Source organism: Pedobacter duraquae (assembly GCF_004362245.1).
GTDB classification, from domain to species: Bacteria; Bacteroidota; Bacteroidia; order Sphingobacteriales; family Sphingobacteriaceae; genus Pedobacter; species Pedobacter duraquae.
Map to the genome: position 1 here is coordinate 17,097 of NZ_SNWM01000001.1, position 23,938 is coordinate 41,034.

A 23,938-nucleotide genomic window follows, 5' to 3' on the forward strand; every position below is an offset into this window, starting at 1 on the left:
AGTTTAAATTTTATAATTCAAAAGCATTTCTACCAACGCCGGGTCAGTGTGCGAAAAGAATAGACTAGTTGCCGTATCCAATCTGTAGATACTATTCATATCTTCTTGGGAGAGTTCAAAATCAAATACATCGATGTTTTGTACCATTCTTTCTTTGGTTACCGTTTTCGGAATAACAATGACATCTCGCTGAATAAGAAAGCGCAGGGCTACCTGGGCGACGTTTTTATCATATTTCTGCCCGATGCCCTGTAAAATCTTGTTGCTGAAGAAATCATTCTTTCCTTCTGCAAAAGGTCCCCACGACATTACTTTGGTACCATATTTGGCCATAAATTCCTGTGGCTTAATCTGCTGATTGAACACGTGGGTTTCTACCTGGTTTACGGCAGGTTTTATAGCTACATGCGCTGCCAGATCCATAAATCGGTCTGGGTAAAAATTACTAACTCCGATCGCTTTTGCTTTACCTATTTCGTAGGCTTCTTCCATCGCCCTGTATGTGCCATAATAATCACCAAAAGGCTGGTGAATGAGCAGTAGATCGATATAGTCAGTCTTTAGTTTTTGCAGTGATTGTTCAATGGACTGTTTGGCTTTTTCGTAACCTGCATTGCTGATCCAGATTTTTGTAGTGATAAAAAATTCACTGCGTGGAACTCCACTTTTTTCCATGGCGCTGCCAACACCCTCTTCATTACCATAAGCCTGTGCAGTATCGATCGAACGATAACCAACACTGATGGCCTGCGAAACATTTTTTTCACATTCTTCCGGTGTAATCTGATAGACACCATATCCCAGAATGGGCATTTCCAAACCGTTATTTAATGTTATATTTTTCATAATGACCTGATTTTAATTGTTCTCAAATTTCACTAACGCATTACCGTTGCCCAATGCAGTTGCAAGTCCGATTGGGTTGTCAACATATCCGAGTTTTGTATAGCTGTAAGAGGTACTAAAATTTTTATAAAAGAGAACCAGCGTGTTGTTTCCATAAAGCGTTAAGTCGCCCACTTTGATATTTCCCCCTACCGATGAATTAGTCGGCAAACTGTTGGGGAGATCGTAATATTTCTCATTGCCATTCAGCTCTGTCATATTGATGCTGAGGGGCAACTTTGCCTTGAATGCATTCGCACTCGCGTTGTCGTACAATGTTGCCGTAAATACAGCAGTACCGATCGTAATTTTCATTTTGCTAGTTAATGGATTGGTATTTCCCACGTCGTTGTTTTGAGCGGCTATAGTTTTTTCATCTTTACCACAGCTTGCGGTGCAGCAAGAAAACGTCAAAAGAATTGCGATTAATGTGATCAAAGATTTCATACCATTCAGTCTTAAAATGTCGATGCATCAATTACATACCTGTATCTCGCTTCTTTATTGACCACTTTGTCCCACGCATCATTTATTTCCGAAGCTTTAATTACCTGTATTTGCGGATAAATTTTGTTATTGGCACAATAGTCCATTACCTCTTGGGTTTCCGGAATACCACCGATCAGCGAACCGTTGAAATTTACCCGATTGAAGATCATGTTGAAGTTGTTGATGGCCAATTCACCATTGATAGGTTGCCCGACCTGGGTAAAGTATCCATATTTTTTCACGCAATCGATGTAAGGAGACATTTCGTAAGCATAGGGAACGGTAGAAATCATAAAGTCGAGTTTGCCTTTGTAGGGCTTTAGATCTTCAGCCGATTTTACCACGATCACCTCTTTTGCACCGAAGCTTTTAATGTCGTTTATTTTTGTAGGCGAAGTGGTAAATGCATACACTTCCGCACCTTTTGAAACTGCCAGTTTCACTGCGATATGTCCCAACCCTCCGATGCCGATCACACCAATCTTATCACCTTTCCTGAATTTAACTTTCATCATTGGCGAATAGGTTGTAATGCCGGCACAGAGCAGAGGCGCTGCATATTTCAGTTCTATATTTTTTGGAATTTTAATGGCGAAATGTTCTGTTACCACGATGTTATTGGCATAACCACCTTGTGTAATGCCCGTTGGAGATGATGCTTCCGGGGTACCATAGGTGCCTACCATACCGGTAGTTTCACAGTGGTTTTCCTCGCCGCTTTTACAACTGTCGCACTGCATACAGCTATTCACCATACAACCAACACCAGCATGGTCGCCCACTTTAAATTTGGTGACATTTTTACCCACTGCAGTTACAATACCTGCAATTTCGTGGCCCGGAACCTGCGGGTATTTCTGCGGTCCCCAATGTCCTTTTATGGTATGGATATCAGAATGGCAAATGCCTGAATATTTTATATCGATCAGAACATCGTTATCGCCCACTGCTCTTCTCTCAAAATTCCAGGGAACCATTTTTCCCGCGACATCTTTTCCGGCATATCCTCTGGACTTTATATTGGTTTTCATCATTGTTTCATTATTTGTTTGCGCGAAAACTTGCAACGGTCCGGCAAGTGCCAGACCCGCGCCTGCAATCGCTGTTTGTTGAATGAATTTTCTTCTGGATCTATTATTAATGTTTGACATGTTATTAAAATTTAGGAGTTAATATCTTTAATGAGTTTTGCAGGAATTCCACCTACGATTGTATTGTCGGCAACATCTTTGGAAACGACTGCTCCTGCTGCTACGACTGCATTCTCGCCTACAGTTACGCCCGGAAGAATTGTGGCGCCAGCACCAATCCATGCATTTTTTTTGATGTGGATAGCTTTTGGGATCAGTGAATGACGGTCTTCGATAGACGTTGGATGTCCTTCGGATAGTAGACTTACTTTGGGAGCGATAAATACATTGTCCTCGATGGTAATTCCGCCCAGATCCAGAAACACACAATCGAAATTGATGAATACATTTTTACCGATCCTGGTATGTTTTCCGTAATTGATGTGCAAGGGCGTAAAAACCACTACGCTTTGATCAATTTCCGAACCTGTAACTTCGCTTAATAAATTCCTTATTTCATCAGGATCCGGTGTGTTGTTCATTTGAACCAAGAGCTTCTTGGTGACAAACGATTCTTCGCGCATTCTGTATGCTTCAGGGTCGTTTGCTAAAATGATTTCCCCGTTGCGTAACCTTTCGAAAATATCTACTGTGTTCATTGCCATAATTTTATAAGACAAAGATAAAAGGATTTGAAAGGTGTTCTGTTACATTTATTTCGCAAGTAATGTCAAATATTACCCATTACTAATTAATTGTTCTATTTTTACGTAATATGGCAGCAAATGAAAAAGTTATGCTCTACAAAGCGGTATCGGGAAGTGAATTTCCAAAGGATTTTAATATCCGTTTTCATACACACATGTATTGTCAAAGTGGGAGCGTGAAATTTGTCTTTAACGGCCGGCAGTATCAAAGTAAAAAGGGCGAGTTTATCTTTTGGTTGGCAGGTATTAATGTTTCGGACTTGTCTTTCTCAAAAAGTTTTAAGGCCACGATTTTGTTTGTCGACAGCGATCTGCTAACCGCAAGTCTGCCGAGTGCCACAGCGAGTATAGACAGTATTATACATTCCAAGGAATATCCTATTTTGCATCCGGACCAAAAAGACAAAGAGAAGATCCTGAAAAATTTTCAGTTGCTGTACGATATGTCACAGGAAACAAACCATCGGTTTTATGAAGAAGCACTTAAACTCCAGATGCAAATTTTCTTATTGGAAATGTGGCACATTTTTGAAGACGAGCTCGATAGAAGAAAACGAAGTTTGCAAAGCGGAACCTTGTACGAGCGGTTTATACAGCTAGTACAGGAACACTGCATGACACAGCGTGAAGTGCGGTTTTACAGTGACAAGCTGAACATTACACCAAAGTACCTTAATTACATTTGCAAGGTCAATACGGGAATAACCGCCTCTGAATGGATACAGCGCAACGCGAAAGAGCGGATCATTATCCTATTGAAAAATAAGGATCTTAATATTTCCGAAATAGCTGATGAAATGGATTTTTCCAGCCGTTCATTCTTTACCCGTTACGTGAAAAAATTGCTTGGCGTAACGCCGAAGGAATATCGGGAGAGGATTTGATAGATTAAAGACTAATTTATTAGTGCTTGGTCTAGTATCAATTAAAAAGTCTTATGGTTCGATAGTGGACTTTTGTCAGGCGAATTCAGTACTAAAATTAAATTATAGAAAAGCCGTTTAAAGGTTTCTATAGCAATATTTTAAACAAAAAAAAAAGGTGTACGTACCTCACGTGTTTTTGTACTCGCCAAAGGACTGAACTCGCACCAATTTCTTAAGGATATGGCTGAGATTGCAAACCTGGATAAGGTGCTTTCAGAAGAACCCCTTAGTAGAGATTTTCGAACAAAATACCAGAGAAAGTTTACTGTTAAAGAGAGCAATAAACATCCTCTATCGACGGTATACGAAAAATGGGTGTTGGATATTACAATAAGAAAAAAAAGTAATTTTATTTCCCTAGTAGGTATCTGATGTATACAAAATTGTAAAAATATATCTACTAGGGATTATTCCTTTACTACATTATTTGTTTTTAGGATTTTGCAAGTCCCTATTTAATTGACTAATAAATTCACCTAAATAAGAATGATCCGGAGTGTATGGATATTTAATCACTCTAACATTTAAACGTAACAGTTCATTTTTTAATAATAAAAATTTCCTCTTTCCGTATTCCGAATCATTGTGCGTCAAGAAGGCATAATGATAATGTTTATTATTGAGGCGGTGGATGGCAAGCTTTCTTTTTACGCTGGGATCATTAAATGATAATCCAATAAACACACAAGTGTTGCTAGTAAGCTTGGTGCTATGCAATTGGTTGTACCAAGAATTAGGCTCAACAATGTCCGTCAGATAGTCCTCCTCACTTAAATAAATTTTACTGGCAATCCCGCCTTCAAGTGGAAGAATTCCATGAACATGATAAATCGGAAAACCAGATTTTTTTTTCAAATGATTTTCACTGACAACACTGCAAGTCTTTAATTTCTTTTTATTAAACACCATTTCAATTAAATCATCGTAGTTGTATGTCATTAAACTATCAAAGATTTCATTGTTATTTAATACTAAGTCACATAATTTATTCATTAGATGAGAACTAAAATCTATATGAGTGCGATCATTATATAGCGCTTTTCTTAGCAACCATATCCAGTTTTTGGCTTCTATGCAATTTTTAATTAGTTGAGCTAAGATTAATGGATCTTCTTTTAAAAAATCTTCTATTTTTTCTTGCTTCAAATCTTCAAGAAAAAAGTCTTCAACCATTGCAATTGACATTTTTTTAGGTACCCTTTGCTTGAATCTAGGGTTCTGCATTTCCTTAAATTCCCAGTGTAAAATAAAAACCTTAACAATTTTTTCTAAAAAATTCTGCCATGATGGAAGCTTTGCCGAGACAGAAACACCTGCACCACATAAGATAGTCGCTTTATTTTGGGTAAGTGATTTAAGCAGATTAAGATAACTCTTGTATGAATCAGAGTCTAACTCTTGTTTTAATCTACCAATAATTTCATTTTGCATTTTAAATTATTAAGCGGAAGATTTCTCAATTTAGGAATGAGTGTTATTAATTTCGTTATTATCACCTGTATTTATTATGTTCCCGTTGCCAGTGGAATTAATTGTAATATGATTTGTTGTAGAGGTTCTCCGGAACTCAGCCGTAAATCCGCCATTATCCATAAATACATCGGCCACGGGATTTAGAAGTAAAATCATGGGTAATACATTTTCTTCTGAATCTCCAATTCTGGTAATTAACCCTCTGCCATTTAAAATCTCTATGAGACCATTCGCCTTTCTTTCAATGGGTTCAATAGCGGTAACCAAATTAATATCAAGATATTCACCATCCCCAAATGCACTTAATATCTTGTCAAGTTTTTGACATTGAATTTCACTTATATACATTACTTGTTACTTAATTGTAGAGTTAAAATTTTTAAAGATAAGACTACATCCAAGATGATAGGCTAGATTTTTTTATTTATAAATTTGATAATTTCTTCGGTATCTAACTGACTTATCCCTTTGTGCAATAAGAAGGCTTCTAAGCCTTTAAAGTCGTTTACTGGGTTATTAGTTAACTTAGCTATTTTGTTATTGTTACCTGTATTGATGATATTATCATTTCCATCGTTTTTGATATTATATATTTCATTCATGAAATAATTGATGGTGGTATTTATTTCAGATTTTAGCTTGTTATTCGTACTCAAACTCTGTGGATCAATTGTCTCCTTCTCCAGTTTTAATAATAAATCTAATAATTTGGTTCTGACTGAAATTAAGATGCTTCTTAATTCGATAATTGATACAGTTTGCTGACAACTTACAACTGTGAAGTTATGTCCATTTTTCTTAGCTTCGTTAGAAAGCGATTGGAGCATGTCTGCGGCAAAATTTTTCCCTATGTACTGATTATTCTTATTTGATAAGACTGCTTCAAGTGCAGATACACTTTCTCCAAATGGCTTTTTCATAAGCACATCTCTGGTATCTTGATTAAAGCAGCTTAAAGGTAGAGCAACTGATTTAGTATTTTGACCATTTTGTTTAAGAACACATTGGAGGGTTGTTCTTGCGAACCTGTAGTCCGGTAAGGTATCATCATTTCCATATCCGTTAAGTTCTTTCATGAGCCAATCCGATAATTCCTCATTTTCAATTCGTTTGGAGAAAACCAATGTTTTTAACAGTGGTTTCGTCAGCTCATCCTCTGATGATAATAATTCAATAATATCTGATACCATATACTACTGCTTTAAGAACCTATCCCATAATAGTTGGCAATTGCTTTTGCTAACACTCCCCCTGCTGCGCCAATTCCAATTTTCCAAGACCCATCCATTGCTTTGCCTACCATTGAGTAAACCCATTTATTCACCTTATCTCCGAAGTTGTCGTTAGATATTGGTTGCTCGGTATCAATAATTGTCAATAAGTGATTGACATCTTCAACAGCAACGTTATGAGATTCGAGTTCCTTTTTTAGAACCTCTTGATTGCCTTTATTTACTGTAAATGTTCCAGTGATATTCGCATTGGCACCCGTGTTTATTAAATTCCCATCCCCATTATTGTTAATCGTTGTATTCATGATCGTCGTTATTTTTTTGTGGTTAGATTGCAAGGTTTCAATGTTAGCTTGTATGCCGAATTCGCTCTCAAGTTCAATCATAAAGTCTAGGAGTTTATTACGGATGGAATTTAAAACCGACTGTAAAAACGTGCCATGAACTGAAACCCCTGTTCTTAATAATGTGAAGTGGCCACTATGATTTGAATGGTCTGATAAAACGTCTTGAATAACCTTTGTTACAGGTTGTGAGAATTCCTTAACCAGAGTTGCTGAAGCATTTGAGTTCAATTGTTCAAGAGATTCAACTCCGTCATAAACGTCAAATCTCCTGATCTTTTGATCAAAAGCTTCGTCCGATCGAGGTATTGGCAAGGTATGATTTGAAACCTTAACGTTTCCGTTAATATAATCACCCACAATTTCACCATGGGTTATGCGATATTCAGGCAGCTCTTCCTGCGTTTTATATCCAGATAGCTCCTTGTTAACCCAATTAAGTAACGTGCTGTTGTTTATTCGATTAGCTAAGAGCTTGGTCTTTAACAATGGAGAAGTCAGGGATAAGCTATTGTCGGTAAGTTCATTAAGAATGGTATCAATTAATTGCATTATCTTTATTTAAAAGTTAAAGCTAACCATTCTCAAATTGTTATCCAATCCCCAGGCCTGCATCATATAGTATTTGTGTTCTATGGCTTGCAAGGAGTATTGAAAACAGTCTCCTACCAGATGATTTAGCTCAGAATCTCAGAGATGCAAAATAATAAATTAGGATAATGGTTCGACCTAAATCCGGCTGGGGTGATTCGCTTACCCTAACCGGAGATCGAACCACCAAAAATCTTCGTTTGTGGCGAATAGAGCTGGTTTTTTAAACGAAAAACCCCTCTTTACTTGCGTAAAAAGGGGTTGTACTCAGTGCCGGAGTCGAACCGCGCAGTGATTAGTAACTTAAATTCCTTTTACTTTTAAAGGAGAATGATTATATTTAAACTATAGCAATTGCAGCTGGAACGTATCGAAAAAATTGGTGAGCGATTAGGTGAGTCAAAATCAAAAACCGCAATTATACTATTTAAACGCTGATTTTAGCACTAGGTGCAAATACCAGCGGGATCACAAGAAACAATATCAAAGAGAAATAAAACCCTGCAATCCAATGATTGCAGGGTTTTTTCTTTTACGGGTTATGCCAAAATATGCACGAAATCGCATATAAAATGTGCGTCATTCGGAGCGTCTTTCTTTATCATAGCAAACTCCCCTAATTCGTATTAATGTATTGATATTCGGCTGGTTTAATAGATTAATACCTGTATGAACGAAACTGCAAAGTTATTTTCGTTGGTGTAAAAAGTCAAACTTGGCGGCGTAATGGTCAATATTTTATTATAAAAATAATTGCATTTAAATGCAATTATTTGAGCGATTTGCACTTGTCTTGCGCTGTGGTATTTAAGTACATTTGAATCGTAGCACACATTAAAATTGACTGTGCACTAATATATTAACTAGTGAGTCTCGCTTGCCAAAATTCGACAAGTTGCAATTGAAACGAGACGATAGATTAATGCATGTAGTAAATTATTGCGTATTTCAAATACGTACTATACGCTATTGACTCTATCGAAAATCCGTTTTTAATAATTCGTCGAATAACCTGGCATGATGTTATTTTGAACCCAATATAGTGTTCCGGATAGTTGAGACTCGTTTAACCATACGAGCAAATGAAATTTAAATCCACGCTTTCTTATAAATACCTCATTACTAGGGTAATCTGCGCCCCAGAATAAACCCTCTCCTACCACATATATTGGCGCGCCTCTAACCTCAATACCAACTAACCTACTCAACCAAACTCATGAAAAAAACAACGAAAAACATCGTAATGGCATTGCTATGCCCATTCGTGATGCTACTTGCCATGCCGGCCAGTGCACAGGAACAATCTACCGCTCCACCCCCATTATTAATTGGCGAACAACTCAAAGAGACTTTCTGGTCATTTAAACACAATGTTTTATTAGATGGAAACATCGTTAAGATGGATCTTAAAAGAGCAAAAGGTAAACTTATCATTCTCGATTTTTGGGCAAGCTGGTGTGGCATGTGCATCACACACATGCCAGAGCTTATCGCACTTCAGAAAAAATACACCAAAGATCTGCAGGTCGTACTTGTTAATTGCACAAACACAAGAGACACAGACGATAAAATAAAAGCATTCTTCGCCACTCGTCCAGAACTACTCAGAGATGCGGATGTCATAACTATAACAGGTGATACCCTATTAAATACACTTCTACCCCACCGCTTTCTACCTCACTATGTTTGGATCAATGAAAAAGGAAAGATTGCAGCTTTTACTGATGCGGATTATATTTCAGATGCACAGATTGAATTGCTCCTTAAAGCCAATGAAGGGACGGTGCAGCCATGAGGAAACTAATCTTTTTCATAGTATTGCTAATTTCACAATCAGCATACAGCCAATATATCATCAAAGGGAAGGTTTTGTCTGCAAAAACCAATCAACCAATTCCAGGAGCAAACCTAATTGTAAAGGAAGGAAGTATGACAATGCAAAGCGGAAGCTCTGGAGAATTTGCGCTAAACCTACCAATAGGAAAATACACGCTTACGGTCAAACATATTGGTTATACTGAAAAAGTAATCAGCTTTTCAGCTCCTTACAATGGAGAGCTAGTGATACTGCTGCCCGAGGGTATTAACGAACTCAATGAAGTTAATATCCGAACTGGCTATCAGGAAATCCCTAAAGACCGTGCAACAGGTGCATTTACGGTTGTCGATAACAAGACTTTAAATGAACAATCAGGAACAAATATTCTTGCACGGCTGGATGGTGTTACTTCAGGATTAGCGTTTGATACCAAAGCTGGCACTGCACAGCGGAAATTGAACTTCAATGTCAGGGTTTTGAGCAGCATTAATGGCCCAATGGACCCGTTGATCGTGTTAGATAATTTTCCCTACGATGGCAACATTGAGAACATTAACCCTAATGATGTGGAGTCAGTCACCATACTAAAAGATGCAGCAGCAGCATCTATTTGGGGAGCCAGAGCGGGAAATGGTGTTGTGGTTATCACAACTAAGAAAGGGAGGCTCAATCAAAAGATGAGTATCGAAGGAGGTTCCACTTTGATTATATCAGATAAACCTGATTATTTTAAACTGCCGGAGATTAGTTCCCAAGATTATATCGACGTTGAACAGCTTTTATTTTCGAAAGGATTATACAATTCCACGATAACAAACCAGCCATATGCCGCTTTAACGCCAGCTGTAGAAGTTTTTTTGGCACGCAGAAACCGTACAATTACTCCTTCAGATTCAGCTCGAAGAATAGATGCGCTGAAGCGGATAGATACAAGGCAAGATTACGCAGACTACTTTCTTAAACGCCCAATTGTCCAGCAATACTTCTTGAATATTGCAGGAGGAACCGAAAAGACTGCCTACACATTTTCTGGGGCTTACGACAAAAGTCAAAACGAAACGGGTGATCCTCAAAATAAACTTAACTTGCGTGTAGGCAACACTTATAAACTTAGCAATAATCTAACCTTAGATTTCGGGCTGTATTATACCTATAGGAAAAGTTCGTTAGGGGCAACACCATTAAATTCTATAAAAGTAAACTCCAGAAAGGTCCCATATTTGGATTTGGTAGATGAAAACGGCAAAGGTTTACCTGTCGCAATTGCTTATAATCAGCGATATACTGCTACAGCTGGAAGTGGGAAGTTGATGAACTGGGATTACATTCCATTTGAGGATAACCAGTATATAAATTATAATGCCACCACAAATGATCTTATATCAAACTTCGCTGCACTTTACAGGGTAACAGATTGGCTTAGCATTAACGCTACCTACCAGTATGAAAAACAGGAACTCTCTACCGAGAACCTGAGGGGCGTCGATTCTTATTCAGCCCGAAACATGATCAACAGCTTCACACAAATTAATCCATCGACTGGACTGGTCACTTATATTGTTCCAAAAGGAGGAATACTGAATGGTAGTTCCGATGACCTAGTTTCTAATAAAATTAGAGGTCAACTGAACATTAATAAACGCTGGAGAAAGGGACAGTTGTCCGGAATTATTGGTGCTGAAATTAACGCTGCCGACATTAATACTAGTCAAGAGACGAAATACGGCTATCAAGAAAATCCAATCAGCTTTTCAGTAGTCGATTTAGTAAATAGCTATCCAAGCTTTATAACCGGAGGAAATCAAAAGATTGAAGGAGGTTTACCTATCGGGCACAGGGCTAACAGATATGTATCGACCTATACAAACTTTGCATATACTTATGACGGAAAATATACGCTTTCGGCAAGTGCACGAAGAGATGCATCAAATGTATTTGGTTTGAAAACTAATGATAAATGGAATCCATTATGGTCTGCTGGCGCGAGCTGGAAAGTTTCGGAGGAAAAATTCTATCAGCAAGGATGGTTGCCATCTTTAACCTTTCGCGTTTCTTACGGCTATCAGGGGAATGTTGATTTAAGTAAGACTGGACTAACTATTTTACAATATGGAACGAATAGGGAATCCGGCTTTCAAAGTGCGTCTGTTGGTCAACTAGGAAATCCTGAATTGAGATGGGAAAAGACTGGCCAACTAAATTTTGGACTCGATTTTAGCTCTGCGGGAAATCGCTTGTCTGGAAGTATAGACTACTATCGAAAACACGGTACTGATTTGTATGGACCGGTGGCCTATGATTATACTGCTTGGGGTCTCAACAATACGATTACCAGAAACGTGGCAGACATGATCGGGGATGGTATTGATGTAAATCTTCAGACGAGAAATTTCACAGGAGTTCTGGCATGGACGAGCAGACTGCTTTTTAATTATAATTCCAGTAAGGTTTCCAAATACTTTCAACCTGTGGAGTATAACGGAGCTCTTGTTAGTGATGGTAAATCATTAACACCTGCTGTAGGTTATCCGCTCTATGCGATTGCTAGTTACAGATGGGCTGGCCTTGACAATGCCGGTAATCCTCAAGGTTTCCTAAACGGTGTAAAAAGCATCAATTACGCGGCAATTATGCAGGACGGGGCAACGAAAGGCCTAAATAGCGAAAGCATCATCTACCATGGTAGAAGCTTGCCTAATATAACTGGCTCATTAATAAATGATTTTGAAGCCTTTGGTTTCAGGCTCTCTTTCAACATTGCCTATAAGTTTGGCTATTATTTCCGGAGACCTTCTCTTTCATATAATCAACTGTTTTCTGTTGGCGTTGGACATTCAGAATTTGCAGAACGGTGGCAAAGCCCGGGCGATGAACTACACACTGATGTCCCTTCGCTTGTTTATCCCGCCAACGTCAATCGTGATACGTTCTATGCCAGGTCTGAAGCTACAATTGAAAAAGGGGATCACATAAGACTCAAATACATCAACCTGTCTCATAATTTCTCAAACAAAGTTTTAAAGGTCATTGGTTTCAAGGATGTAAAACTATTCGGTAATGTTAACAACCTGGGTATACTATGGCGTGCAAACAAAAAAGGACTGGATCCTGATTATGCAGGAATCCTTTCTCCTTTAAAAACCTACACTGCTGGCTTATCAGCAAGACTGTAATTTAAATTATTATGAAAAACTATAAACCTAATTCTATGCGATCTCTAAGATTTAAACATATGATCATACCGATAGCGTTGATTATTATATCATGCTGTTCCGCCTGTGAAAAATACCTTGATGTAAAGCCCGATGATAAGATCACAACACCAGCAACTGTTAAAGATCTCCAGGCCATGCTTGACAATTCCGACAAGATGAATATCAAAAGTCTTTGCTATGACGAGGCATCAGCAGACGATTATTTTATGACTCCGGAAAATTACGCACGCGTGGGGCTCCGTGGACAAGCTGCCTACTTATGGGAACCATGGCCAAATGAATATACAAACGAATGGGCAAAGGCATCAGAGGAAGTTTATGTTAGCAATGTCTGTTTGGAAACAACAGAAAAATTGTTAAAAACGGGAACGTCAGAAGAGGAATTGAAAAATGTGAAAGGATCGGCATTGTTTTATCGGGCGTTTACTTGGCTCAAGTTATTATGGATTCACAGCAAAGCCTATGATGAAACTTCCGCAAAAACTGATCTTGGCATTGTACTAAGGGAAACGGCAGATTTCAATGTGCCGTCGATCCGTTCGAGTACTGAAGAGGGTTATAACCGTGTTATTAAAGATTTAGAACAGGCTATCGATCTGTTCCCAAATGCGCAGCCCCATGCGTTCAGACCCTCGAAGGCAGCAGCGCATGCGCTGCTTGCCAGAACATATTTGTCAATGCGAAAATATGACCTTGCTTTAGAGCATGCTGAAAAATGTCTCAACATCAAAAGTGACCTTATTGATTACAATACAATCAATGCGACTGTATATTCACCCTTCCAGAGTTATAATCCTGAAGTGCTTTTTCATGCAGAGATCAGTGCATTCTCTTATTTCAACGTACAGCCGGCGTATGCTATGGTTGATACAACTTTATACCAGTCCTACAACCAGAACGATTTAAGAAAAGGGGTTTTCTTTCTGAGCAATGGAAAGTATTTTTCTTTCAAGGGCACGTATCTCAGTCGGGCTACGGGCAGCAACAATCTTTTTACAGGGATTGCAACGGATGAAGTTTATCTGATCAAAGCCGAATGCTTAACTAGAATTGGCAAAACAAATGAAGCTATGGCGACACTAAATACACTTATGAAGAAAAGATGGAGAAGTAGCGTCAGCTTTCCAGCTTTTACAGCTGTGAATAATAGCGATGCGTTAACTGTTATTTTAAATGAGCGAAGAAAGGAGCTTGTTTTTAGAGGTTTGCGCTGGATAGATATCAAAAGGTTAAATAAGGAGGGTAATCAAATTACGTTAAGCAGAAACCTTTCCGGCAAAGTCACAAGTCTGCAGCCCAATTCTGAACGTTTTGCATTACCAATCCCTGCAGATATTATAACGCTCGCCAGTATTCAACAGAATCCAGGATGGTAATAACAAAGGCAGATAACGTGCACACGCTATCTGCCTTTCAGCATTATGGGTTTTTGTTATACGCATTCACAATCATACCAGTTCCTGTTTGTGGATTTTTGTGAGTTAATCCTACGGTTGTAACCGGAACAGGTGTATTCAGGATCCTCGGGTTAGATCCGATTTGAGAAGTATAATCTTCATTTACTTCAATAAGACAGCCGTCATTGTCTCCGCTACAGCTTGGCTCGGTTGGCGAGACACTTGTCCATAAACTTTCATTAGCTTCACTGCCAAGTGGGCCATCGTATCTGAAGAAATATGTGGCCTTTTTGGATTCAACATGATTAGAAGCTTTAAAAGCAAAAGTTAAACCCATAATTGCTACTAGAGCGAATGAAAACATAGCTCCAAGCCATGTTTTTTTATTTGATTTGATATTCATAATGGTAATTTTTATATTTAAAATAAGTGATTAATTGAGTCTGCCCTTCTGGTGGGCTTCCCGGAAAAGACCTGTTCACTATGAATAGGTTTTTCCTTTTTATGGCCTCACGGCTAAACCGCGAATACTGCAAATTTTCGCTGATGTACTTTTAGACTCGCTCTCTTTTGGGCACGGTATACAGTAAGGCTTGAAATATAGAAAGTATTATTTTCCTTCGCTGCTTCCAAACAAGTATTAATGATCCTGATGAACAGCATCGCCAAAACGGCAGGGCTGATTTGTAGCAATCTTGCCGTAATCAGTTCAATCCAAATAGCTGTACTTAAAGTTTTCATTTTCCTTGTCTTTGCTTTTACTAATACTTCTTGCAACAACCTGGCTGCTGCAATCCCACTCATTGTAACCTGCACCTATCGCTGTGCCTGCGGCCTTTGTAGCAATTACGGTTTCTTGTTTACTAATACCTGCCGTTTTACGCAACCGATAACCTTTGTGCTTGGGCTGGTTATCTTAGCGATTTCTACTTGCCGCCCGGGCAGGGCGATCATGACCAGGTACCACCTCTTTACTGCACCGAATATTTTAGATTTACCCTTGGGTAAATGTCTGATACCAAGTTAAAAACACAGCATGCGTATTCCTAAAAATCTTAGTTCAGAAATTTTGAGGGATTGTTCAGAAGATCAAAGTAAATGTTCAGGAAGTTAGCGCTGACGTTCAGAATCTTGCTCTTCCCTAAGTAATCGACAATAATGTTGCGAAGTGATATGAAGTAAATCTGCAATAAATGACCTTGGCGCAACTAGCTCTATACCCGGCCATCGATCTCGCATTCTTCCAAGCTTTTGATGGCCATTATAGCCCATTAATATTGTTCTGTTGGAATTTCGATCGTTATCCTCTATTATGTTTTCAATAAATATCCTGGTGTACGGAAAAATTGAAAACATTTGTTCAATATAAATACGGCTGAGGCCCATCAGGACTGTATTACTTTTAATGACTCGAATTGATAGCATAGATGGTTTGGAGGCAATGAACTGCCACCCGTCTGTAACGATAGACTTATTGATCCATCCATGTGCCAGCTTTAAGGCCCCATCTTCAGAAGATTTGTAACCTCCAACAACTCCATCGATAAGAAAATAGATGACATCCGGCACCTCTCCCAGTTCGAGCAGAAGCTCACCCTTTCGGTACTTCCTGGCAGATATCCGTTCTAAAATAAATTCTTCCAGACGTAATCTTTTCTTTTCATCATTGATCAATTCATCTGGAAGTTGTTTCCCTGAAAAAATAAAATTGCTAATCAAATTGGTATTCATGTTGAGAGGAGAGCATCTTTAAGTAGTTAACGTCACAGCAAATTATTGGCAAATCTTACAATATATTGTGCTCACTTGTATCTTTTTTATATAGAACCCTGAATAATTTATACGGAATTTGATAAAAACTTTTTTCTCGTATAATTAAATTATTTATTCGTAAATTGTTGTTAATTAGATACATCACAGATTTAGAAATTGAATAATTATTCATGCATCATTATTGATGACGATCCATCCGCCATCGAGCTACTCGAAGATTACATCGGGCAAATGGAAAACTTATATACTTTGGCGTCGTATACCGACCCCCTATTAGCGATGGCGGAATTTGCAGCCATGCAGAAACCTGTAGATTTCCTTTTTCTAGATATGCAGATGCCTAAAATGAATGGAGATGTGCTTTATGCGGCAATCCGCAACAAGGTTGACCATTTGTTTGTAATTACAGCTTATGGTGATTCAGCCATGGCTGCTTTTGACGATATTGCAGTAGCCTTCTTACACAAACCCATCAGGCAGGCTAAATTTATAAATGTTGTGACTAGGTTACTAAGCCCAAGACTAGTAGAAATTGATTCTATTATGTTGCCTGTAACACCAAAAGGGGAATTGATAACTATAAATCTAGCTAACGTGATTGCTGTGAAAAGTGAAGCTAATTACATTCGCATTTTCACAGCAAAAGATAGTTTACAATATTATTATTCAATAACTTCTATTGAGCGGGATTTTTCCCCATACGCTTATTTTTTGCGGATAAACAGGTCGTTCATTATTTCAACTAAGCACATTCGATCAATGAATCCCAATTTCGTGAGGCTAAGTAATGGAATGAAGATAGCTGTTACCAAAACGTATTACGAGCGATTCATAAGTTTTTCGGATAAATTCAGGAAGGATTAGTGAGGTCTGTGTTGCTTGAGATTGCTGGTATATTATCTAATTTGTTATTCTTAACGCGCCTTTAGAGATGGCGTATTAAATAAAATATTAATTAATATTGAAAATCAAACCGTATCAACAAAGTTGGTTAGCTTATTAAGTGATCTCTAATTAGAGAAGACCCGACCTAGACTTAGCAACTATTAACTTCTTCTTGTATAGTCGATTCTAATCAACCATTGTGTTTAAGTCCAGGCTTTACCAAATGGCATTTCTTACAATAGTTTTAGACAGGTCAGCAGTTTTCTAACCGTCTATTATGCTCAAGATCTTTTCTAAGTTTTTTAATCTTTTTGAACGATTTATTATTTACTTTCTAAATCCAAATGAATTCGTGTTCAAAAAACATCGTCGATTTACATAATAAAAGTGTACCGTTCACCTAGTTTCTGGTCTATTCAAAAGGTCGATCATTCCACTCAACATCTAATTATCAACAGATTACATAATTTTGATTTGTGAACTAAAATATTGTTGTGCAACCTTTTTGCCATTAAAGCCCTGTAAAATTCAGATAATAAAATATCGTTTACAGAACAGTTAAGGTTGCGTAGGTATTAGGTGGGTAAAGGCTTCGATAAGAAAGACAGGCAACTAGGGAACAAGTAGCCACCAAGTAGCCACCAAGTAGCCACCACATAGCGGAATTTAGGCTATGCAACAGCTATAAATAGCCTATTCAAAAGCAAGGCAATTAAAATGCTTTATAAACACATTAGTAAACCAGTAACAAACAAGCATCAATAAATCTAAATCAAACCCTTATGGCAAAATTGACACGCGGCATTCTTGGCCCACTAACAGGAAAATTAGGAAACCTGGTCGGTCAAAGTTGGAAAAAAATTCATTATGTAAAGCCGGCACCAAAAAAAAGCACGAAACCTAAGACAGCTGGCAGGCTCAATAATGAAGCTAAATTCAGCTTCTTTAGTAATTGATTTATTTTTTTATCCCGATATTTTTCTACGTATCCCCTCGCTTCAATCATTTCCTCTGGGTAGTCAGCATGCACAATCTGGTGCCCTATTTTATTTTCTAAATTTGGGGGGCAACACGAGACCAAAAGACATTGCTACTTGAAAACAATTATTAAAAATAAAAGAGTTGTAAATAGACCGAAAAATCAAAATTAATACTCACTAAACTTTGCTTCTTTATGTAGTGCTGAGGGAGACAAATAGAATAACTTAATAAAAATACTTCTAGTTACATCATCTAACTCTCTTTTATTCACGGTGTTTGGATCACGTCGTGATTTAATGTAATTATTGGATACCATATTATCAGTTAATTCTCCCACAGTTTTAATAGCAATCTCCTTCCCCATCCTATCCGCGATTCTGAATCCGAGAAGTGAAAAAGCAATTCCTGATATAGCAATTTTCCAACCAATAAAGAAAGCCAATAAAGACAAAAGGAATATAACTATTAGCATACAAGTCAACCAGAAAGGTGGAGATAATAGAAATAGCCTCATGTCAAGTATATCTTCTAACATTTTTACTTTCTCAATTCTATTTTTACGTGGTATGATGTCCTCAATAAGAGTTTCTGGACTTAAATGTAATTTGCTTAGATTAAAAACATCAGATAATGCTCGATTAAGTTTGTAGTAAGCTTGTTGGCTCGTGCAGTCATCATTGTGTTCGAGATTGATTTTTCCGTGGATAAGGTTACACAAATCTTCAAATATTTTGACATCTGCAAGTTCGTTTTCATGAAACGAAATCTGAAATGATTGTTGAATCATCACTATAGCATCAGAAATATCTTGTAATTCCACGTGCTCAAGCAAATATTCCGATGAAATAATTGTTTCTAACAGGTTCCTTTCCATTAATATTTTTGTTAACCAACTGCCCTAAAGCCCCGAATAGCATTGATTTCCATTAGTTATTTTTATGGAGTAAAGAGCAAAAACCTTCTTCGTCAATATCTTGCTTTAATTCCTTGGGAATGTTTGTCCATATAGTTTCATCGCTCAATACGAGTTTATATCCGCACTCACTACTCACTACTTCAATTATGTGTATGTACCAATCAAGATAAGTCCATTCTCTCGGCTTCGGTGAAAAAAGGAAAAGTCCGTTTGCATCCCAATGTACTTCTCTAGCTGTTCTATAAATGAGATCAAAACGGGCTGTTGAGGGCTTTATGTAGAGCCTTTCCTGCGCATCTATCCCAATCTCTGATATTTGATCCATTTTCATCACCGATAAAATTACACTTATTATTTATTACTTCTAAATATCGATAAATCCAGTCCAGCCGCTTCAACTTTTAACTCATTGAATTCTGCGGAATCAATAACGCCTATGCCACCTGCTGGATTTAGTTCTGTTCCATTTTCTAGCGTAATTCTAAAGTTAAAATCTTCAACATTTGAAATGCCTTTTAACTGAAAATGTTGTTGAACGGCTGGTTTGTATTTTAAGTAATTTTCGTTGGCAATCAGGTCGCCCGATATCCCGCCCATACTTTCATCGATTACTTCGAATTCAACTTTACCAATCTTATCATTGTCTATGTGTAGATAACATTTCATAAGGTTATTTTCATAGTTCCTTATATATAATTTTCACTCCATATATTTCATTAGCTTTTTTAAATGTCCTCAATTTTGAATCGAATGAGATTTCCAAAGTCTTTTCACTTAACCAAGTTAAGTTTATCGCATTTGAATCCAGTGTTGCAGAGTTATGATCAGAGTTTACGATAAAAACATTTCCTAACTCCGCATCGGTTAATTCGAAATCTGCATTTTCCAGAATTACATGCAAAGAATTATCGGTAGTTGCATTGCCATCCTTGATAAACACCATAGCTTTTTTTGTCTTCTTTTGATTATAAGCTTGTTTCAAGAGCGTAGGAGGAATGTCCCCGAAAATCTGATCACATGAAATAAAACATAATGTAAAAAGTAGAAATATGAGAAATATTATTGATTTACAGCCAAATAACATATAATTCATGTTTATAGTTGCACTAACAAAGCCCGGTTAAATGGAAACGAATAATGTACCAATGATTTTTCATCATTACTGTCTTAGGAACACGAAACCCCACCATTTGGGTCGAAGCGTTACCGATTGGCTTTTTCAAGTTTGTCATTTACTATATATTTTAGGCAATGATATATTACTTTACACCGAATTACATTTAAGGTATTTATAAACCAGAGGTTGCCTTCCTCTGGTTGTTTTAACTAAGAGCTTACACAACAGGTACCCATATTGGGAACGGGCGGCCTTTTGCGTATATCATAGTTCCGTTAGGTAACCTGCGGGAGCGTCTGAATATAAGTTTGTGAAGTCTATTGTCGATAAACTTGAACATATCATTTTTACCTCCTTTCTGACAATTTTTTAAAGTCTGCTTGACAAAGACTGCGAGAACATGGCATAAAAAAACCCAGAGTGTCTCGCAACGCTCTGGGATGTTTTGACTAAAATCCATTCTATAGCAATTATAAGTAATACATACTTGATCGCTTTAATTAGCTCTAGTTATGGCGAAGTAAAAATCCATGTAGTTTATCGACAGTACAAATATATTAAAATCTATTAAAATAGTTAAATCTATTTCATTGGGGTTTTTCCTGCATCACTTAATTTCTGATTTAATGCATCTCTCTTAGCTTTAATTAAAGCTGGCTGAACAAAATAGAAATCAAATAATGATTCTAACACATCTAATAACCATTCAGCCTCACCTGCTTCTACGTCTACAATTTCCCCAGTCGATGTGCTTTTTATTGGATGAGATGCAAAATTTCCTATATTCCTGATTGCATCAATACTTTCAGAAAGGTGTGATGGTAGCTTACCACTATCAATTATTTCCTGTATTTCTTTTGCAAGTTCTCCAGGCTTAACTCCTGCTTTCTCTCTTAACAAGATTTGGAGACAGCGTCTACTTAAAGCAGCACTTGCTTTTGGGCTAAAGTCTAATATGAGGCACGCTTCGTTATAATCTTTAGAAAATTTAGAATCGACTTCTTGCGATAGAGATGGTCTTGAAGATTTTAATGGATTTACATATATAGAACTAATTTCATCCATTGGACCAATCATGTTACCGTACGGATCATTTCTAAATCCCGTACTTTTTATAAGAGAAATAATATTTTTCTTGCAGTTTGGATTTGGGCAATTCATTGATTTTGTAAACCAATACCCATCAGAATCGTTGCCATAAAAATGAAACTTAAAAGATTCGTTAATGTAGTTTACGCAGTGAGGACATTTCATTTATTTGATTATTCTTGTTAAGCGTTATATAAAAAAAGCTCAGCGATTAGACTGAGCTTTTCATTATGTTTTAATTAACTTTAATATTTAGTTTAGTGGCTGTTCTCCCGATTTAGCTTCTTCTTTAGCCAGGTAAGGATAGTCGTTTTCATAACGTGTTACTACAGATATTTTTTGAATTTCTGTTTTAATATCATTAAAGCCAGTTTCGAGTATTTCAATTGTTGACGAAGAGTTTCCTTGTAAGATGTCTACCTTTTCATTAAGGCTATTCAATTTAGCATTTATAACATCAAATCTTTTATTAAATGACTCGAAATTTTTATCAATCTTTTGAAAAGCAGATTGAACAGCATCAATGAACGTATCAAGTTTTTCTTCCAATCTAGTTAATCTCTCTTCCATTTTTATTTAGTTATAAATTGATACAAATATAATCATTATTACTATAAATATCTGCATCATCAAAATAATCAATACTATCTCATCCTTTTTTAGGTGGTGGAACTTTCATTAGTGCTCCTAACAATTGATTAAACGTAGGTTCTTGCTTTGGTTCTTCATCTACAATAATATCTTCTTCACCAGTAAATGACTTTAAAGCATTCAAAGATAGATCAGTCAATAAATCCTTAGCACTCTTAATAAGATCTTCACTTTCATTACCACTAATAATTGAAATAAGAATCTCTATAACCTCATCTAGATAAAGACCATTATTCCATTTATTTTGAGATTTAAATCTTCTAAAAGAAGGGAAATCATTGAAATCTTTTTCTTTAGCTCGTAAGAGCATTAATAAACTGGTTACTGCTATAATTGCATATCCATTCTCTAATAATGCATATTTGATCTTCTTACCTCTGAAAACAAAAGTGCCTTCACTTTTAACTATTAAATCCTTATCTTCTTTACTTTTCATTCAGGTAATTATTATAAATTGAAATAAATGATTACATCATTGTTTAAATACTATTAACCTAATTTATATATTAAATATCGGTTCGAAACTGAAAAAATCAAGTGGCTGATTAAAATATTATCCTAATTTTTATCTCCTACTTCAATTAGTTCAGAGTATTTTAAACGTCCACCAATATTACCTAAAACATAATTAAATCTCTGTGATGCTGAATTATGTCTTGTATTAAATCTGAGCATCTCTTCATTAACATAGCTCTGTAAATGATACTTACTGACCCAATGGTAGTTGGAATCAATCATTCTTTTTAAATGAGACCAAAAATTCTCTATGCCATTTGTAGATGCCATTTGGTTAACAAACTCCTTAGCTCCATGATTAACTCGATGGTGCAGATATTTTTCACTAAGTCTATTATAAGCTAACCATTCATCTGTATAGACTGTAGCACCATGAGGAACCATACTTTCGATCATAGGCTGTATTGTGCTCATAGATACATTATCTACAACTTTAGCATACACATTCCCATTACGCTCCCTCATTCCAACTACAGGCTTCTTTGAAGTGGTATTTCTTCCTTGGGTTTTACCTGTCTTTTTGTGCTTATGTTTATTTGGTTCCTTACCACCTACATAGGTTTCATCAACTTCAACATGATCAGTAAACTCAGCTTGGAAATCTGGATGTTCAAAAGCGTAACGTAATCTATGTAAAATGAACCATGCAGTTTTTTGAGTAACATCAATATCTTTTGCTAACTGATGTGATGAAATACCTTTTTTATGAGACGAAAACACATATAACGCTAAGAACCATTTTACCAGAGGAATTTTTGTGTTATCAAAAATGGTTTGTGTTTTTACATTAAAGTATTTGCCAGAGTTTTTGCATTTGTATTTATTTCCTGCACAGCTATAAACTTTAGATTCTGGATCAAATGGGGAAACAACATTTCCATCCCATCTTATTTTTTCAAGATGATTAATACAGTCCTGTTCTGTGGGGAATTTTTGCAGTAGATCTATAATACTTTTAAACTCTGGAAGCATGGTGTAAATATAGTATTAAAATTTGAAATAAACAAATTTGAGTATTTAATTACACTTATTGCTGTTAACTTAAAAATCGCTTTATCCAAATTATTGATCGATAGATTGCCATGCTCAGATAGTATGATGTGAACAAATTTATAATCATCAGCCAAACTGTAAATTTCACAGTAGGACTGTATGTTGCAATCAAAATAGCAAATGAGATCAATGACAAACAAGTCATTATTTCGACCCATTTTGTTTGTATGGTTTTCCTTTCCTCTTCCTCTTGATATGGAGCGAGTCTAACGTCTTTTTTTACGATGCTCACCATTAAAATTGGTTCCATATTAGTTGTATTATCTATTAGAAAGCTGAATATCCCGATTCCATTTTTATTAAAAACCGGTATGTGAAATTTTTTTTCTCTTGTAACATGATCGATCTCACCTCGTAATCGGATCTGTGCCCCTTCATCTAGCGATTCTATTGTCCTGTTTCTTTCAGAAACATCCATGAAGTACCTATAATACCCATCTGATAACAATAATGGTGTAAAAACCTCGTCCTGTTTGTATTGTCCAGAATTGGCGTAAAATGTATTAAATTCAGGAACGGTAAACACGACCTCTACATCATCTATGTTTTTATTACTGTCATTACGTATCTCGACAGTAATCAAGTGTAAATTATTGCAAGGTGCCCCATTATAGAGCACATCAATTTTACCCCATGTTGCAGAGTTGCTGGAGTATGCCACCCTTTGGATGAAGATTCTTTTAGTAAGTAAGACTTCCCGATTCAGTAATCTTGTTGTTATGATTGTTCCTAAAATACCTGTGCCGAATACACCAATATAACTTACTAAGTCTGTTAATATTTTTTTTGGCTCTTCCATAGCTACCAAT

General features: G+C 36.8%; 26 protein-coding genes. 6 read left to right on the forward strand and 20 right to left on the reverse strand.

What is annotated here, in order from left to right:
* Positions 1-3: 3 nt before the first annotated feature.
* From CLV32_RS00060 to CLV32_RS00075, 4 genes are read right to left on the reverse strand one after another with little or no spacing between them, the layout of a single operon-like run.
* Positions 4-846 carry an aldo/keto reductase gene (locus tag CLV32_RS00060; RefSeq protein WP_133551285.1) on the reverse strand — a complete coding sequence of 281 codons (843 nt, stop codon included), beginning with the start codon at positions 844-846 and terminating at the stop codon, positions 4-6.
* A 12-nt stretch (positions 847-858) separates the two neighbouring features.
* On the reverse strand, positions 859-1,332 hold the full coding sequence (locus CLV32_RS00065; RefSeq protein ID WP_133551286.1) for a cyclophilin-like fold protein: 474 nt from the start codon (positions 1,330-1,332) through the stop codon (positions 859-861).
* 11 nt (positions 1,333-1,343) lie between these two features.
* A complete protein-coding gene (locus CLV32_RS00070) occupies positions 1,344-2,525 on the reverse strand; it encodes an NAD(P)-dependent alcohol dehydrogenase (protein WP_133551287.1) in 1,182 nt (393 codons plus the stop codon).
* 11 nt (positions 2,526-2,536) lie between these two features.
* The gene (locus CLV32_RS00075) at positions 2,537-3,103 is read right to left on the reverse strand and encodes a DapH/DapD/GlmU-related protein (RefSeq protein ID WP_243732200.1); all 567 of its coding nucleotides are present in this window, start codon (positions 3,101-3,103) and stop codon (positions 2,537-2,539) included.
* Between the two features lie 116 nt (positions 3,104-3,219).
* On the opposite strand from CLV32_RS00075, the gene CLV32_RS00080 reads away from it, so the two are divergent.
* Positions 3,220-4,035: an AraC family transcriptional regulator gene (locus tag CLV32_RS00080; RefSeq protein ID WP_133551289.1), complete on the forward strand. Its 816-nt coding sequence runs from the start codon at positions 3,220-3,222 to the stop codon at positions 4,033-4,035.
* 465 nt (positions 4,036-4,500) lie between these two features.
* Here CLV32_RS00080 and CLV32_RS00085 read toward each other — a convergent pair whose 3' ends face one another.
* From CLV32_RS00085 to CLV32_RS00100, 4 genes are all read right to left on the reverse strand, one after another.
* Complete coding sequence (locus CLV32_RS00085) at positions 4,501-5,508, reverse strand: SIR2 family protein (RefSeq protein WP_133551290.1); 1,008 nt, start codon at positions 5,506-5,508, stop codon at positions 4,501-4,503.
* Between the two features lie 30 nt (positions 5,509-5,538).
* Positions 5,539-5,898, reverse strand: a complete 360-nt coding sequence (locus tag CLV32_RS00090; protein ID WP_133551291.1) for a hypothetical protein — start codon at positions 5,896-5,898, stop codon at positions 5,539-5,541.
* Positions 5,899-5,960: 62 nt separating this feature from the next.
* Positions 5,961-6,740 (reverse strand): AbiTii domain-containing protein, encoded by a 780-nt coding sequence (locus CLV32_RS00095; protein ID WP_133551292.1) that lies wholly within the window; start codon positions 6,738-6,740, stop codon positions 5,961-5,963.
* Positions 6,741-6,751: 11 nt separating this feature from the next.
* On the reverse strand, positions 6,752-7,678 hold the full coding sequence (locus CLV32_RS00100; protein ID WP_133551293.1) for an AbiTii domain-containing protein: 927 nt from the start codon (positions 7,676-7,678) through the stop codon (positions 6,752-6,754).
* 1,255 nt (positions 7,679-8,933) lie between these two features.
* Between CLV32_RS00100 and CLV32_RS00105 the strand changes: the two genes are divergently transcribed.
* Genes CLV32_RS00105 through CLV32_RS00115 form a run of 3 tightly spaced genes read left to right on the forward strand, consistent with a single transcriptional unit; the run spans position 8,934 to position 14,127 of the window.
* The gene (locus tag CLV32_RS00105; RefSeq protein ID WP_133551294.1) at positions 8,934-9,512 is read left to right on the forward strand and encodes a TlpA family protein disulfide reductase; all 579 of its coding nucleotides are present in this window, start codon (positions 8,934-8,936) and stop codon (positions 9,510-9,512) included.
* Positions 9,509-12,709, forward strand: a complete 3,201-nt coding sequence (locus CLV32_RS00110; RefSeq protein WP_133551295.1) for a SusC/RagA family TonB-linked outer membrane protein — start codon at positions 9,509-9,511, stop codon at positions 12,707-12,709. The genes CLV32_RS00105 and CLV32_RS00110 overlap by 4 nt, the downstream gene beginning before the upstream one ends.
* 59 nt (positions 12,710-12,768) lie before the next feature.
* On the forward strand, positions 12,769-14,127 hold the full coding sequence (locus CLV32_RS00115; RefSeq protein ID WP_166641841.1) for a RagB/SusD family nutrient uptake outer membrane protein: 1,359 nt from the start codon (positions 12,769-12,771) through the stop codon (positions 14,125-14,127).
* A gap of 43 nt (positions 14,128-14,170) precedes the next feature.
* On the opposite strand, the gene CLV32_RS00120 is transcribed toward CLV32_RS00115, so the two are convergent.
* The 3 genes from CLV32_RS00120 to CLV32_RS00130 all read right to left on the reverse strand — a co-directional run bounded on the left by CLV32_RS00120 (position 14,171) and on the right by CLV32_RS00130 (position 15,879).
* Positions 14,171-14,551: a hypothetical protein gene (locus CLV32_RS00120; RefSeq protein ID WP_133551297.1), complete on the reverse strand. Its 381-nt coding sequence runs from the start codon at positions 14,549-14,551 to the stop codon at positions 14,171-14,173.
* A gap of 113 nt (positions 14,552-14,664) precedes the next feature.
* Complete coding sequence (locus CLV32_RS00125; RefSeq protein ID WP_133551298.1) at positions 14,665-14,889, reverse strand: hypothetical protein; 225 nt, start codon at positions 14,887-14,889, stop codon at positions 14,665-14,667.
* Between the two features lie 369 nt (positions 14,890-15,258).
* The gene (locus CLV32_RS00130) at positions 15,259-15,879 is read right to left on the reverse strand and encodes a Crp/Fnr family transcriptional regulator (RefSeq protein WP_133551299.1); all 621 of its coding nucleotides are present in this window, start codon (positions 15,877-15,879) and stop codon (positions 15,259-15,261) included.
* Positions 15,880-16,077: 198 nt separating this feature from the next.
* Between CLV32_RS00130 and CLV32_RS00135 the strand changes: the two genes are divergently transcribed.
* Together CLV32_RS00135 and CLV32_RS23015 are read left to right on the forward strand one after the other, a co-directional pair.
* Positions 16,078-16,785, forward strand: a complete 708-nt coding sequence (locus tag CLV32_RS00135) for a LytR/AlgR family response regulator transcription factor (RefSeq protein ID WP_133551300.1) — start codon at positions 16,078-16,080, stop codon at positions 16,783-16,785.
* Between the two features lie 803 nt (positions 16,786-17,588).
* Complete coding sequence (locus CLV32_RS23015) at positions 17,589-17,762, forward strand: DUF6266 family protein (RefSeq protein WP_166641842.1); 174 nt, start codon at positions 17,589-17,591, stop codon at positions 17,760-17,762.
* Positions 17,763-17,953: 191 nt separating this feature from the next.
* On the opposite strand, the gene CLV32_RS00140 is transcribed toward CLV32_RS23015, so the two are convergent.
* From CLV32_RS00140 to CLV32_RS00180, 9 genes are all read right to left on the reverse strand, one after another.
* Positions 17,954-18,661: a hypothetical protein gene (locus CLV32_RS00140; RefSeq protein ID WP_133551301.1), complete on the reverse strand. Its 708-nt coding sequence runs from the start codon at positions 18,659-18,661 to the stop codon at positions 17,954-17,956.
* A 52-nt stretch (positions 18,662-18,713) separates the two neighbouring features.
* Entirely contained in the window at positions 18,714-19,034 is a 321-nt protein-coding gene (locus tag CLV32_RS00145) for a hypothetical protein (protein WP_133551302.1), read from the reverse strand.
* 20 nt (positions 19,035-19,054) lie between these two features.
* Entirely contained in the window at positions 19,055-19,369 is a 315-nt protein-coding gene (locus tag CLV32_RS00150) for a hypothetical protein (protein WP_133551303.1), read from the reverse strand.
* A 10-nt stretch (positions 19,370-19,379) separates the two neighbouring features.
* Positions 19,380-19,685, reverse strand: a complete 306-nt coding sequence (locus CLV32_RS00155; protein WP_133551304.1) for a hypothetical protein — start codon at positions 19,683-19,685, stop codon at positions 19,380-19,382.
* A 717-nt stretch (positions 19,686-20,402) separates the two neighbouring features.
* A complete protein-coding gene (locus CLV32_RS00160; protein ID WP_208110927.1) occupies positions 20,403-21,074 on the reverse strand; it encodes a DUF4145 domain-containing protein in 672 nt (223 codons plus the stop codon).
* An 87-nt stretch (positions 21,075-21,161) separates the two neighbouring features.
* Positions 21,162-21,479 (reverse strand): hypothetical protein, encoded by a 318-nt coding sequence (locus CLV32_RS00165; RefSeq protein WP_133551305.1) that lies wholly within the window; start codon positions 21,477-21,479, stop codon positions 21,162-21,164.
* A gap of 79 nt (positions 21,480-21,558) precedes the next feature.
* Positions 21,559-21,996, reverse strand: a complete 438-nt coding sequence (locus tag CLV32_RS00170; RefSeq protein ID WP_133551306.1) for a hypothetical protein — start codon at positions 21,994-21,996, stop codon at positions 21,559-21,561.
* A 122-nt stretch (positions 21,997-22,118) separates the two neighbouring features.
* Positions 22,119-23,048, reverse strand: coding sequence for an IS1595 family transposase (locus tag CLV32_RS00175; protein ID WP_133551307.1), 930 nt, complete (start codon positions 23,046-23,048; stop codon positions 22,119-22,121).
* 64 nt (positions 23,049-23,112) lie between these two features.
* Complete coding sequence (locus CLV32_RS00180) at positions 23,113-23,928, reverse strand: hypothetical protein (protein WP_133551308.1); 816 nt, start codon at positions 23,926-23,928, stop codon at positions 23,113-23,115.
* Positions 23,929-23,938 lie beyond the last annotated feature (10 nt).